This window comes from Bacillus sp. PAMC26543 (assembly GCF_014250375.1).
GTDB lineage: Bacteria > Bacillota > Bacilli > Bacillales > Bacillaceae > Bacillus > Bacillus halotolerans.
This window is the reverse complement of record NZ_CP060193.1, coordinates 3,257,668-3,270,324: the sequence shown is the minus strand read 5'-3', so window position 1 is coordinate 3,270,324 and position 12,657 is coordinate 3,257,668. Positions and strand designations below refer to the sequence as shown.

Below are 12,657 nucleotides of genomic sequence, written 5' to 3'. Positions count from 1 at the left end.
ACATATGGATATGATTCAAATAAGACGAGATTTTCACCGGCATCCCGAACTGGGCTTCACAGAATTTCGCACAGCCGGAAAGGTTGTGGAAACCCTTCAAACCCTGGGATATCACGTGACATATGGCAAGGACGCAATGGATGGCGAGGCCCGCAGAGGCGTTCCTTCAGAAAAAGAACTGAAGCGCGCTTTTGACCGTGCAATTGAAAATGGAGCCGATCCTGATATCATTGCGCCGATGAAAGGCGGATATACCGCTGTCATCGGAAGACTTGAAGGGAATACGCCGGGACCCGTCGTTGCGCTTCGTTTTGATATGGATGCACTTCCGATTACAGAAAGCGCAGATGCTGACCATGGTCCTCACGCCAAGGGCTTCCGTTCTGCATTTGAAGGAAATATGCACGCATGCGCCCATGACGGACATACCGCGATCGGGCTAGGCGTTGCTGAAGCGCTGGCACATCGAAACTTTGCAGGTACTCTGAAGCTGATTTTCCAGCCCGCTGAGGAGGGTGTCCGCGGAGCGTATGCCGTTACTGAGAAAGGCATGCTGGACGATGTTGATTATCTCCTCTGCCATCATCTGGGGACCAATGTGCCGCTTGGGGAAGTATACGGCGGTGCAGAAGGATTCCTGGCCACTACGAAAATGGCTGTTCATTTCCGGGGCGTCTCCTCACATGCAGGAGCGGCTCCTGAGCATGGCAGAAATGCTTTGCTAGGGGCGGCGACGGCGCTTTTAAATATACATGCCATTCCGCGTTTCAGCTCGGGCGATACCCGGATCAATGTCGGCGTGCTTGAAGGCGGAACAGCGGCCAATATCATCCCGCAGCACGCGAAAATGATCATTGAAACGCGGTCAGATTCAGAAGAGGTCAACCGCGATCTGGAAGAGCGGGTGAGAAAGATCATCGCCCACAGCGCAGCCATGCATGAGCTTGAACATGAGGTCGAAATCATCGGCGGAGCGATTCCGATCAAATGTGACGAGGAAATGGTTTCGACCGTGCTAGAAGCTGCTGGAGAGGTTGGCGGATTTTCCTCACTGCAAGGCATCCAGACCGGCTCAAGAGGAAGTGAAGACGCAAGCTATATGATCAAAAGAGTTCAGGAGCGGGGAGGAAAAGGGACATATATGATCATTGGCACCGACATCGCTGCCCCGCATCATCATGAAAAGTTCGATATCCAGGAAGATATTCTTCCGCGAAGCGTACAGCTGCTGAAGCAAGCGGCATTGAAGCTGTTGAAGTAGAGGGGGATCCCCTCTTTTTTTATGTCATTCGAAACGATTTCCAAATAAAGGAGACGATTTGTTGGATTTATGGTACATTGATAGGTATGAAAAAAAGAGGAGAATCAAATGAAGAGAATGCATTTTTGTACAGGTATAGGCCTGCTGCTGATCGTGATTTCAGCCTATCCTATCTTTGTACTATTGAGAGAAAATATAATAGATCACAACGTAACAAATCGTTATGACATTCATTATGCATATCAAGACAAGCAAGGTTATGAACCTGCGATAGATACTCAAAATATCAACATATTTAATCATCATATTAGGATTATTGAGGCCAAAACAGGAAAACATGCGCCCCTGACAAGCTGGGATAAAGACGAAAACGTCCCTGCCGGAGAGATTGTTAACATACAGTATCAATTAGACGGCCGAGATCTCTCATCACCTTCTGAAGTATGGCTTTCTAATCGAGAAAGAGGAGGAAGATACTTTTCATGGCTTGAAATATTAACGGTAAAGGATCGAAAGACTGATCAAAATCTGGTTTACATTGTTCAGAGAATAACTGACGATCAAATAAGTCTTGAAAAAAGCAAATGGAAAATAATCAGGATTCATCAGGATGGGACTGTAAAGGAGAAGCTTCTAAGCTATTCTGATAGAAGCAAGGATCCATTGAGTGTAAAACTGCTCAATTTTTCATACGTTGGAGGAAATTCAATGGGGTATCATTCTGATATGTATGAAGTGATTCCCAATGTCATATTTCCTCTTTTGTATCCGTTGATTACGTTCGCTGTTGGTTGTGCGATCATGATCGGGATTTTAATCTTTGTGATAGTCCAGAAGACAAAAGGAGTTCGAAAATCAATATGAAACGACTATGCATCATCCCCTGCGGCGCGAAAAAAATCTGGGATATTCAGCCTGATGCGGGGCCGACGAGGGCGGAAGACACTTACCTGAGCCCGTTTCATCAGGCGTGCGAGCGGTATGCAAAAGCTTTTTTTGACGAGTGGGTCATTTTGTCGGCGAAGCACGGGTTCCTGCGTCCTGATGACATCGTGCCGGAAAACTACGATGTGGCATTCGGGAGCGGTCATCCAGAGATTATGACAGAGGAGAAGTTAAGCCGTCAATATCGTGAAAAGGGTTTTCTTGAAAAAGAAGAGCTCGTCATGCTCGGCGGGAAAAAATATCGTAAAGTCCTGAGCACGGTCGTCGGAGATCATCAGCATATCAGCTGGCCGCTGGCACCGTACAAAGGCATTGGTTACATGCTTCAGGCACTGAACAGGGCGGTTGAAGAAAAACAAGAACTGTAATACGTACATAACCCGAAAAGGGTGTGAAAATGAAAAGAATGGTGTTTGGCTTCCTTGCCATTGCGGTATGTGGAAGCGGCTTTTATATCTATCATTTTTTATTCGGTGATCCATTTTCCAAAAATGCCGCAGAGCAAAAGCTCACATCATATGTGAAACAGACCTATCCTCAAAAAGAAATCAAGATCACGAATGGAGTTTATAACGCGAAAATCTCGGAATATGTGTTTCAAGCAAACACCCAATCTCAAAGCTACCAAATGTGCGCGATGGGGTTTCTCCATCCTAAGGTAACCTGCGATGGAATTGAAGAAGCCTATACCGAGTCTGTTGCAAAACATCTAAATCAAGAAGCATCAAAGGAAATCGAAACAGATTTGAAAAAAGCCGTTCCGCAACTTATAAAAGCCGAAGCAGATATCAGCGTTGAAAACGACCAGTTCACATTAGAGACAAGCTGGAGCAAGCAATTGGCTGAAAGAGCGCCGCTAAGTTTGACGATACAGTTAGATGCAAGCGGAAAAACAAAAACAGATGCCGCGGCGATGGCGGAAACCGTCAGAAAAACGCTTAATCAAAAAGGGTATACATATTTCAGAGGCACGATAGACTGCATGCAGAAGGATGGGGACGGCGGCTTTGGTTATGTAAAATATTCAATTGATTTTACTCCTGAAATCGCCATTCAGAAAAACGATGCAGAGGCATTAGGAAGTTGATAAGATTTCCGAGGAAATAAATATGTCGATCGACGTCAAAAGACCGGGCTGGTGACCGGTCTTTTTTATTTGGAATAAAACGAGACACATGGTTTCATATCGAGACAAAATGAGACACCTGTCTCAAACTGTCTCATGGTATCAACATAGAAGACTGATTTTACAGGCATCCAATAGCTGGCACACTTCTTGCATTCATTAATGCGAACCCTAAATAGAAGGAGGCACACACAATGGAACTGTTAAAACGAGAAGGCTTGTCATTAACTGAGGAAAAAGCGCTGTGGATGTACCAAAAGATGCTGGAAATCAGGGGCTTTGAGGACAAAGTGCATGAACTGTTCGCAGAGGGAGTGCTTCCCGGATTCGTCCATTTGTATGCCGGTGAAGAAGCTGTAGCTGTAGGCGTGTGCGCTCACTTAGATGATGGCGACAGCATTACAAGCACACATAGAGGGCATGGGCATTGTATCGCCAAGGGCTGTGATCTGGATGGCATGATGGCGGAAATATTCGGGAAAGCGACCGGACTGTGTAAAGGCAAGGGCGGTTCTATGCACATTGCCGATCTCAATAAAGGTATGTTAGGGGCAAATGGAATCGTCGGGGGCGGATTTACGCTCGCATGCGGGTCAGCGCTCACGGCTAAATATAAACAGACCAATAATGTAAGCGTTTGCTTTTTTGGAGACGGAGCAAATAATCAAGGAACCTTCCATGAAGGCCTCAACTTAGCGGCTGTATGGAATCTTCCAGTTGTGTTTATCGCTGAAAACAACGGCTACGGCGAAGCCACGCCATTTGAGTACGCGTCAGCCTGTGATTCAATCGCTGATCGGGCAGCTGCCTATAACATGCCGGGAGTAACCGTGGACGGAAAAGATATTTTAGCAGTTTATCAGGCAGCGGAGGAAGCGATTGAACGAGCAAGAAACGGCGGAGGCCCGTCTTTGATTGAATGCATGACCTACCGAAACTACGGCCATTTCGAAGGAGATGCCCAAACCTATAAAACAAAGGATGAAAGAGTTGAGCACCTTGAAGAAAAAGATGCCATTCAAGGTTTTAAAAACTACCTTTTAAAAGAAACAGATGCTAATAAGCTGTCAGACATTGAACAGCGTGTCAGCGAATCGATTGAAAAAGCAGTCTCCTTCAGCGAAGACAGCCCATATCCGAAAGAATCAGAGCTGCTGGCAGATGTATATGTCTCATACGAAAAAGGAGGAATGTAAGATGGCAAGAGTCATAAGCATGTCAGACGCGATCAACGAGGCGATGAAACTTGCGATGAGAAGGGACGAAAATGTGCTGTTGATCGGTGAGGATGTAGCCGGAGGAGCGGCAGTCGATCATTTGCAGGATGACGAAGCATGGGGCGGCGTATTAGGCGTCACAAAAGGGCTCGTTCAGGAATTTGGACGGAGCAGGGTGCTGGATACGCCCATTTCTGAAGCGGGCTATATAGGCGCCGCTATGGCTGCGGCATCAACAGGGCTGAGACCGATTGCGGAGCTGATGTTTAACGATTTCATCGGCACGTGCTTTGACCAGGTCATCAACCAAGGGGCAAAATTCCGCTATATGTTCGGCGGAAAAGCGCAAGTGCCGATTACCGTCCGCACCACATACGGAGCGGGTTTCCGGGCTGCGGCACAGCACTCCCAGACGCTGTACGGCCTTTTCACAAGCATTCCGGGGCTGAAGACGGTTGTTCCGTCGAATCCGTATGACGCCAAAGGTCTGCTGCTTGCGGCGATCGAAGACAACGATCCGGTGTTCTTTTTTGAAGACAAAACGTCCTACAACATGAAAGGCGAAGTGCCGGAAGAGTATTACACAATTCCGCTCGGAAAAGCGGACATCAAACGCGAGGGCAGCGACATTACGCTGTTTGCGATCGGCAAGCAGGTCAATACCGCACTCGAAGCGGCAGCACAATTATCAGAAAAAGGCATTGAAGCCGAAGTTCTTGATCCGCGCAGTCTGTCTCCTCTGGATGAGGAAGCAATTTTCACATCGTTAGAAAAAACAAACCGGCTGATCATCATTGACGAAGCCAATCCGCGATGCAGCATAGCCACAGATATAGCCGCGATTGTGGCCGACAAAGGCTTTGATCTGCTGGATGCGCCGATTAAGCGGATTACAGCGCCGCACACACCTGTGCCGTTTTCGCCAGTGCTTGAAGACCAATATTTGCCGACACCAGATAAAATCGTCAGCGTCACGCTTGAATTGCTTGGCGAGCCGGCAGTGAATTAAAGGGGGGACACATATGGCGGTCAAAGTAGTGATGCCAAAGTTGGGAATGGCCATGAAACAAGGAGAAGTATCGATTTGGAACAAAAAAGTGGGAGATCCGGTTGAAAAGGGAGAAAGCATCGCCAGCATTCAGTCGGAGAAAATTGAAATGGAAATCGAAGCGCCTGAAAAGGGCACGCTGATTGATATTAAGGTGAAAGAAGGGGAAGAGGTTCCGCCTGGCACAGCCATCTGCTATATCGGGAACGCCAATGAATCGGTGCAGGAAGAGGCGAAAGAGCCTGCTGCAGAAGATAGTGAGCCGCCAGCTGTCCAGCCTTCAAAACAAGAAAACAAACCCGCAGCCGGTAAAAAAGAACGAATCAAAATATCTCCAGTCGCCAGGAAAATCGCGGAAAAAGCGGGATTAGACGTGAAACAGCTGAAAGGCACAGGACCAGGCGGGCGAATCGTGAAAGACGATGTAACAAAGGCGCTTGCTGAACAGAAAAAAGAGCAGACAGAGCCGGTTTCTGAGCAAAAGGCGCAGGAAACGCCAGTTACAGGCATGAGAAAAGTGATCGCATCCAGAATGCAGGAAAGCTTGGCAAACAGCGCCCAGCTGACGATTACAATGAAGGCTGATATCACTAAGCTGGCAGCTCTTCAAAAACAGCTTTCGCCGACAGCTGAGGAACAGCACGGCACGAAATTGACGATCACTCATTTTGTCTCAAGAGCTGCGGTGCTCGCTCTACAATCACACCCTATACTGAACAGTTTCTACAAAAATGAACGCATTATCACACATCCTCATGTTCATCTCGGAATGGCTGTTGCTCTTGAAAAAGGGTTGGTTGTGCCTGTCATTCGTCATGCTGAAAAACTGCCGCTGATTGAGCTGGCCAAAACCATTTCAGAAAACGCCAAAAAAGCACGCGAGGGACGTGCGGGGAGTGAAGAATTGCAAGGCTCGACCTTCTCAATCACAAACCTTGGCGCATCCGGCGTGGAGCATTTTACGCCGATATTAAATCCGCCCGAAACAGGCATTCTCGGCATCGGAGCAAGCTATGACACGCCGGTTTTTCAAGGGGAGGAGATTGTCAGAGGTACGATACTGCCGCTCAGCCTGACGTTTGATCACAGAACCTGTGACGGCGCTCCGGCAGCTGAATTTCTGAAGACGATCAAAACTTATTTGGAGGAACCGGCAGCGTTAATTTTATAGAAAAGCAGGTGAAAGAACATGACATTAGCCATTATCGGAGGGGGACCAGCGGGCTATGCGGCAGCAGTCTCAGCGGCACAGCAGGGAAAAAAGGTGCTGCTCATTGACAAAGGCTCACTTGGAGGAACCTGTCTGAATGAAGGCTGCATTCCGACGAAGTCTTTGTTAGAAAGCGCAAATGTGCTCGATAAAATCAAACATGCCGGGCGCTTCGGCATTGAACTTCCGCCCGGTGCAATATCGGTTGATTGGGACAAAATGCAGAGCCGAAAACAGCAGGTTGTCAGCCAGCTTTTCCAAGGCGTACAGTACTTAATGAAAAAAAATCAAATACAAGTTGTGAAGGGAGAGGCCTCCTTTCTTTCTGACAAGAAGCTCTTGATCGAAGGGGAGAACGGCAAAGAAATCAGAGAGGCGGAACAAATATTGATCGCAACCGGATCAGAGCCGATCGAGCTGCCCTTTGCCCCGTTTGACGGCGAATGGGTGATTGACAGCAAAGACGCACTCGCCCTTTCAGACATTCCCGCTTCGCTTGTAATTGTTGGCGGCGGTGTGATCGGCTGCGAGTATGCCGGATTGTTCGCCAGACTTGGAACGAAGGTGACGATCATTGAAACGGCCGGCCAGCTGATCCCGGCAGAGGACGAGGATATCGCCCGTCTCTTTCAGGAAAAGCTTGAGGAAGACGGAGTTGAAGTTCACACCTCCTCCCGGTTAGAGCGTGTTGATCAAGCAGCCAAAACGGCGATATGGAAAAGCGGACAGCGTGAGTTTAAGACGAAGGCCGATTATGTGCTGGTGGCGATCGGCAGAAAACCTCGTCTGGATGGATTACAGCTTGACCAGGCGGGAATTGATTTTTCCCAAAAAGGTATTCCCGTAAATGAGCAGATGCAGACCAATGTGCCTGATATCTACGCATGCGGGGACGCGATCGGTGGCATTCAGCTGGCCCATGCAGCTTTCCATGAAGGGATCATCGCCGCTTCACACGCTTCAGGACGCGACGTCAAAATGAACGAAAAAAAACGTGCCCCGATGTATTTACACATCGCCAGAAATCGCATGTATCGGATTGACGGAAAAACAGGCAAGACACGTTTACGGAGATGTACAGATTGGTGAATTTCCTTTTTCCGCAAACGGGAAGGCGCTCATCAAACACCAAGCGGAAGGAAAGGTCAAGATCGTGGCGGAACCGGAGTTCGGCGAAATCGTCGGAGTCTCAATGATCGGACCGGATGTGACCGAGCTTATCGGCCAGGCGGCTGCCATCATGAACGGAGAAATGACGGCGGATATGGCAGAGCATTTTATCGCGGCCCATCCGACACTGTCGGAAACGCTGCACGAAGCATTGTTAAGCACAATTGGGCTTGCGGTGCATGCATAAAAAGAAAAGCTGGCGAATGCGCCGGCTTTTTTGTGTTGAAAGCGCTTTATTTTTCCCCTACAATAGATGAAAACGGCGTGTAAGGGAGGAACGATCAAGGAATGAATTCGATCCCGAACGATTTGCAAACCTGGAAACGTTTTGTGAAAGACGGCGTGCTGGACGAAGCCCGAATAAGAAAAAGGATAGCCGAGTCCTGGCACCGCTGCAGAAAGGCTGAGGTTAACCCCTATTTAGAAAAAGGCCCGAAGGTTTTGCAGCAAACGGAACTGGATCAGCAGTCAAACAAGCATTCATTCTTTCTGTCTACCGCAATGCCTTACCTGGAAAAACTGCTGCCCGCAATAAAAGAAATGGAAATGATGGCGCTATTAATTGATGCGGACGGCATGGTGCTGGCGCTTGACGGCCATCGCCTCGCGCTGCATGAAGCCAAACGCATTAACTTTGTCGAAGGCGCGTGCTGGACAGAAACGGCGGTTGGCACAAATGCAATTGGAACGGCGCTTCACATTAGCGAGCCGGTTGTCATTCAAGGATCAGAGCATTATTCTGTCGCCTCCCATCACTGGAATTGCTCAGCAGCACCGATTCATTATGAGGACGGCAGTCTTGCGGGGGTGATTGATATCTCTTGCCCGGCAGCGCATGCACAGCCAAATATGCTCGGCATTGCCGCGGCCATTGCCTTTGCCGCGGAACGAGAATTGGCAGCCAAAAGCAGGGAGAAAGAGCTTGAACTGCTCAGCCGCTTTGCTGATAGGACAGCGTCCCGTGTACCGATCGTGCTTTGTAATGCCAAACAGCACATCATCGGCGCAAGCCTACCGATACGATCGTCAATACCGGATTGGCAAGGCCGGCATCTTTATGAGTTGAAGGAAAGGGGTTTTACAATCGATAAAGCGGTCACCATGGGGGACAGCGGCACTTGTTTTTATTTATCGGAACAAAAGAAAAAGCCGGCCTTTCGATTCAATGGAGTCCTCGGACAAAGCAGGCAATCGCAAGCGATGCTCAAAAGCCTCGAACGAGCGGCCGCGGCTGATGCGACAGTTTGCCTGTCGGGTGAAACCGGCACGGGCAAGGAAGTCGCGGCCCGCGCGCTTCATGAAAACAGCGACCGTAAGAACGGCCCGTTTGTAGCCGTGAATTGCGGAGCGATCCCGTCGGATTTAATCGAAAGCGAGCTGTTCGGCTATGCAGAAGGCGCTTTTACAGGAGCGAAACGAGATGGCTACAAAGGCGCCTTCCAAAAAGCGAATCACGGCACCTTATTTCTAGATGAAATCGGAGAAATTTCCCACTCGATGCAGGTGGCGCTTTTACGGGTGCTTCAGGAACGCAAGATTACGCCGGTCGGCGGGACAAAAGAAATTCCGGTTGATATCAGAGTGATTGCAGCCACACATTGTGATTTGCGTGAACTCGCAGAAAGCGGAAAAATCAGAGAGGACCTGTTTTACCGCCTTCATGTCTACCCGATTCATCTTCCTCCGCTGCGGAACCGCCTCGAAGATATTGAGGCCCTCTTTGCGTGCTACACACAGAAAAATGGATGGCCGGGAGAGCTTCCGCCTGCCTTTTTGGACGTACTGAAGCAATGGAAGTGGCCGGGGAATATCCGCGAGCTGTTTAATGTCTTTGAACGCCTTTCCATCAGGTTTCCGGACGGACGGCTGAGTGACGAGCCGCTTTCCTTATTGCTCGAAGCGTCGGGCTTGCCGATCGGCCCCGTAAAAGAAAAGGGGGCTGAAACAAAGGCGCTTACTCTCCGTGAGCAAATTCAAAAAGATATCCTTATCAATGCGCTTGAAACGGCAAAAGGAAACGTCTCCCAAGCCGCGAAAATCAGCGGCATTCCGCGCAGCACCTTCTACAAACGATTGAAAAAATTTAATATGACCGCTGGATCATAAAGCATACTTCTTTCAAGAAATGGAAACGTTATGGGTGAAGGAGGGTGTTGAGATGAATATACAGAGAGCGAAAGAAATCGTGGAATCACCGGATATGAAGAAAGTAACTTATAACGGAGTTCCGATTTACATTCAGCATGTGAATGAAGAAACCGGAACAGCAAGAATTTATCCGCTGGACGAACCGCAGCAGGAGCATGAAGTGCTGCTGAACAACTTAAAAGAGGATTAAACAAAAATGGCCCGCTTTCATAAGCAGGCCATTTTGTTTATGCTCGCGGCGCGAATAAGATCACACAAACGCCTATCAGACAAATCAGTGCGCCGATCCAGTCATACAGATCAGGAGTTTTCCGATCGACAAGCCACCCCCAAAAGACAGCTAGTACGATGAACACCCCTCCATAAGCGGCATATACACGGCCGAAGGAAGGGAAGGATTGAAACGTCGGGAGAATGCCGTATACAATCAATATCAGCGCCCCGGCTGCCCCGTATCCGACGGGCTTCGCTTCTCTCAGCCACAGCCAAATCAAATAGCCTCCGCCAATTTCAGCAAGTCCCGCCGCGAGAAATAAAAGAATGGTCATCAGCATCACGCGCACCCCTCAAACTTCAATTACATTTCATTATAAAGGAGAGAGAGGCGTTAAAGCTTTGGATTCTCTTCAAATTCCTTTAAATACACACTGCGCTGAATCTCCGTAAACTGGCTGATCCAATTGTTTTTCGCCTCTTCCGTCATATGGGGCAGCATATAACGTTCAACCGCTTCGAAAAATAATGGATTAGCTATGATGTTCCAAGTCGGAATACGAACGATCTTGCCGTCATTCTTCTCAATGATAATATCCTCAAAGAAAATCCCTTTCAAACTGTATTGATGGCGTCCCATATAAATGCGCTTGATTTCAGTAAAAGGCACGCTGCGTTTTTTTGTGAAGATTTCCCCATCAGGCCCTTGTTTAATACGAAAAATAACATGTCCTCGGCTTGTGAACGCCGGTAAAACCATAGAAAATGTGATCAAGCCATAGACAATCGCCATCAATCCGCCGCCCAAATAAAGCAGAGAGTACTTGGATTCGAACGTAATGGCTTCTGATACCAGCCACACGCCTGCAATAACGGCGCCGCCTGTTGCGAGAAACAGCCAGATTCTGAAAAACATTCTGCTTTTGACTTCGATATCATGTGATTCCAATGTGCTGCTCCTATAGCTTCGGATGATTCTCAAATTCCTTTAAATACACATTGCGCTGAATCTCTGTAAACTGACCGATCCAATTCGTTTTCGCTTCATCATTCATATGTGGGACAATATAACGTTCAACCGCTTCAAAAAACAAAGGGTTTGGAATGATGTTCCAAGTCGGAATGCGAATTGTCTTGTGGTCAGTTGTTTGAATTATGACATCTTCCTGAAAAATCCCTTTTAAGCGGTATTTATTGCGATTCATTTCAATTTTCTTGATATCGGCAAATTTCACAGCCGCTTTGTCAGTGAATATCTCACCATCTTTTCCGGTTTTAATACGGAAGATGATATTTCCCCTAGAGGTAAAGGCAGGAAAAAAGATGATAAATAAATATAAACAAAACAAGGTGAATAGAAAACCTGCTGGAATGGCTAGGAGATAATATTTCGTTTGAAAGGTAATCCCCATATAAAACAGCCATAAACAAGCAAGCCCCATACCGGCAGATCCGACAAAAGCCCATATTCTCAGGAACATTCTGCTTTTGACTTCGACTACTTGATTTTCCAATGCTCTTCTCCTTTTATCAATTCAGATTCTCGTTCGGTTTTGAAATGATTTGATTTACAACATCCTTATGAGCAGCCATGACAGTAAATTCATTCTGGGTGATACCCGTTACAAGCCAAGTATGGCGGGTGCCGGGCAGGATAAAAGCCATGTCATCCACTTCCGGTGCGTTATCTTTATCGTAAGACAGGCGCATCAGGGTATCCATCTTTCCTTTACGTAATGACAAATCATTTATAAACCGGGTAATGTCCTCTTGGTAGTCGTGCTTTCCAAGGAATTCCTTCAGGTATGAGGGAGTCTCGGAAGCACCTTCCAGAAGTGCTTCAAATTCTTTTGATGTCAAAGTCAGGATAGATTCGCTTTTATCCTCGGTATCTATTATATTTAAAAACTCAGCTGTTTTTGTAAGTAATCCGTCGCTTGATTCCATTTTTTTTATACTATGTACTTGCTCATCAAAAAGAAGCTCATGGGAGTAGGTGCCAAATTTTGAAACATGGCAGGAAACATTCCGTTCGCTGCCTTGCTCGTCAAACTTGGAAAGCTTCACTGTATAGTCCGCGTCATTTAATACGTGGATAAACGGGCAATACTCGTCCTTTAACCTGTATTGATGATTCCGATATTCAGCAGCATCCTTCGCCAAAAGCGAACGGCAGGCCGCTTCAAATAAAAATCCGAGCTGCTCATCTTCTACTTCAGGAAAATAGGCTTGCTTCAGTGACATGCCCTGTTCAAAAAAGCCTTCGCTGTAAAAACAAAATATGAGCTCTTCTAAGCTGATCGTAAACTGATTCATGAT

Annotated in this window: 13 protein-coding genes and 1 pseudogene; 10 read left to right on the top strand and 4 right to left on the bottom strand. The window is 47.5% G+C overall.

Features of this window, described 5'->3' with window-relative positions; genetic code table 11:
• The first annotated feature begins 4 nt into the window (after positions 1 to 4).
• From H7F27_RS16600 to H7F27_RS16555, 10 genes and pseudogenes are all read left to right on the top strand, one after another.
• Entirely contained in the window at positions 5 to 1,261 is a 1,257-nt protein-coding gene (locus H7F27_RS16600; RefSeq protein ID WP_095714618.1) for an amidohydrolase, read from the top strand.
• Between the two features lie 108 nt (positions 1,262 to 1,369).
• Entirely contained in the window at positions 1,370 to 2,125 is a 756-nt protein-coding gene (locus tag H7F27_RS16595) for a hypothetical protein (RefSeq protein WP_095714617.1), read from the top strand.
• Positions 2,122 to 2,574 (top strand): DUF6884 domain-containing protein, encoded by a 453-nt coding sequence (locus H7F27_RS16590; protein WP_095714616.1) that lies wholly within the window; start codon positions 2,122 to 2,124, stop codon positions 2,572 to 2,574. Before H7F27_RS16595 ends, H7F27_RS16590 begins: the two co-directional genes overlap by 4 nt.
• A gap of 29 nt (positions 2,575 to 2,603) precedes the next feature.
• Complete coding sequence (locus tag H7F27_RS16585) at positions 2,604 to 3,293, top strand: YfjL-like protein (RefSeq protein WP_101860287.1); 690 nt, start codon at positions 2,604 to 2,606, stop codon at positions 3,291 to 3,293.
• 233 nt (positions 3,294 to 3,526) lie between these two features.
• Positions 3,527 to 4,528: an acetoin:2,6-dichlorophenolindophenol oxidoreductase subunit alpha gene (gene acoA, locus H7F27_RS16580; RefSeq protein WP_101860286.1), complete on the top strand. Its 1,002-nt coding sequence runs from the start codon at positions 3,527 to 3,529 to the stop codon at positions 4,526 to 4,528.
• Position 4,529: 1 nt separating this feature from the next.
• Entirely contained in the window at positions 4,530 to 5,558 is a 1,029-nt protein-coding gene (acoB, locus tag H7F27_RS16575; protein ID WP_101860285.1) for an acetoin:2,6-dichlorophenolindophenol oxidoreductase subunit beta, read from the top strand.
• A 13-nt stretch (positions 5,559 to 5,571) separates the two neighbouring features.
• Positions 5,572 to 6,768, top strand: coding sequence for a dihydrolipoamide acetyltransferase family protein (locus tag H7F27_RS16570; RefSeq protein WP_185848165.1), 1,197 nt, complete (start codon positions 5,572 to 5,574; stop codon positions 6,766 to 6,768).
• Between the two features lie 18 nt (positions 6,769 to 6,786).
• Positions 6,787 to 8,164, top strand: a pseudogene (gene lpdA / locus H7F27_RS16565) (dihydrolipoyl dehydrogenase).
• Between the two features lie 101 nt (positions 8,165 to 8,265).
• Positions 8,266 to 10,083 carry an acetoin dehydrogenase operon transcriptional activator AcoR gene (locus H7F27_RS16560; protein ID WP_185848164.1) on the top strand — a complete coding sequence of 606 codons (1,818 nt, stop codon included), beginning with the start codon at positions 8,266 to 8,268 and terminating at the stop codon, positions 10,081 to 10,083.
• Positions 10,084 to 10,135: 52 nt separating this feature from the next.
• Positions 10,136 to 10,315, top strand: a complete 180-nt coding sequence (locus H7F27_RS16555) for a small acid-soluble spore protein H (protein ID WP_010333419.1) — start codon at positions 10,136 to 10,138, stop codon at positions 10,313 to 10,315.
• A 37-nt stretch (positions 10,316 to 10,352) separates the two neighbouring features.
• Here the strand turns inward: H7F27_RS16555 and H7F27_RS16550 are convergent, their stop codons facing one another.
• From H7F27_RS16550 to H7F27_RS16535, 4 genes are read right to left on the bottom strand one after another with little or no spacing between them, the layout of a single operon-like run.
• Entirely contained in the window at positions 10,353 to 10,682 is a 330-nt protein-coding gene (locus H7F27_RS16550) for a YnfA family protein (RefSeq protein ID WP_081638253.1), read from the bottom strand.
• Positions 10,683 to 10,732: 50 nt separating this feature from the next.
• Positions 10,733 to 11,254 (bottom strand): YfjD family protein, encoded by a 522-nt coding sequence (locus tag H7F27_RS16545; protein WP_185848949.1) that lies wholly within the window; start codon positions 11,252 to 11,254, stop codon positions 10,733 to 10,735.
• 43 nt (positions 11,255 to 11,297) lie between these two features.
• Positions 11,298 to 11,819, bottom strand: coding sequence for a YfjD family protein (locus H7F27_RS16540; RefSeq protein WP_049809915.1), 522 nt, complete (start codon positions 11,817 to 11,819; stop codon positions 11,298 to 11,300).
• Positions 11,820 to 11,868: 49 nt separating this feature from the next.
• The gene (locus H7F27_RS16535; protein WP_024120612.1) at positions 11,869 to 12,654 is read right to left on the bottom strand and encodes a hypothetical protein; all 786 of its coding nucleotides are present in this window, start codon (positions 12,652 to 12,654) and stop codon (positions 11,869 to 11,871) included.
• Positions 12,655 to 12,657: the final 3 nt, after the last annotated feature.

Bases quoted from the DNA above. Each gene is read 5' to 3' on its own strand.
- H7F27_RS16600 (WP_095714618.1), top strand. From the start codon at position 5: ATGGATATGATTCAAATAAGACGAGATTTTCACCGGCATCCCGAACTG.
- H7F27_RS16595 (WP_095714617.1), top strand. From the start codon at position 1,370: ATGAAGAGAATGCATTTTTGTACAGGTATAGGCCTGCTGCTGATCGTG.
- H7F27_RS16590 (WP_095714616.1), top strand. From the start codon at position 2,122: ATGAAACGACTATGCATCATCCCCTGCGGCGCGAAAAAAATCTGGGAT.
- H7F27_RS16585 (WP_101860287.1), top strand. From the start codon at position 2,604: ATGAAAAGAATGGTGTTTGGCTTCCTTGCCATTGCGGTATGTGGAAGC.
- acoA (WP_101860286.1), top strand. From the start codon at position 3,527: ATGGAACTGTTAAAACGAGAAGGCTTGTCATTAACTGAGGAAAAAGCG.
- acoB (WP_101860285.1), top strand. From the start codon at position 4,530: ATGGCAAGAGTCATAAGCATGTCAGACGCGATCAACGAGGCGATGAAA.
- H7F27_RS16570 (WP_185848165.1), top strand. From the start codon at position 5,572: ATGGCGGTCAAAGTAGTGATGCCAAAGTTGGGAATGGCCATGAAACAA.
- H7F27_RS16560 (WP_185848164.1), top strand. From the start codon at position 8,266: ATGAATTCGATCCCGAACGATTTGCAAACCTGGAAACGTTTTGTGAAA.
- H7F27_RS16555 (WP_010333419.1), top strand. From the start codon at position 10,136: ATGAATATACAGAGAGCGAAAGAAATCGTGGAATCACCGGATATGAAG.
- H7F27_RS16545 (WP_185848949.1), bottom strand. From the start codon at position 11,254: ATGTTTTTCAGAATCTGGCTGTTTCTCGCAACAGGCGGCGCCGTTATT.
- H7F27_RS16540 (WP_049809915.1), bottom strand. From the start codon at position 11,819: ATGTTCCTGAGAATATGGGCTTTTGTCGGATCTGCCGGTATGGGGCTT.
- H7F27_RS16535 (WP_024120612.1), bottom strand. From the start codon at position 12,654: ATGAATCAGTTTACGATCAGCTTAGAAGAGCTCATATTTTGTTTTTAC.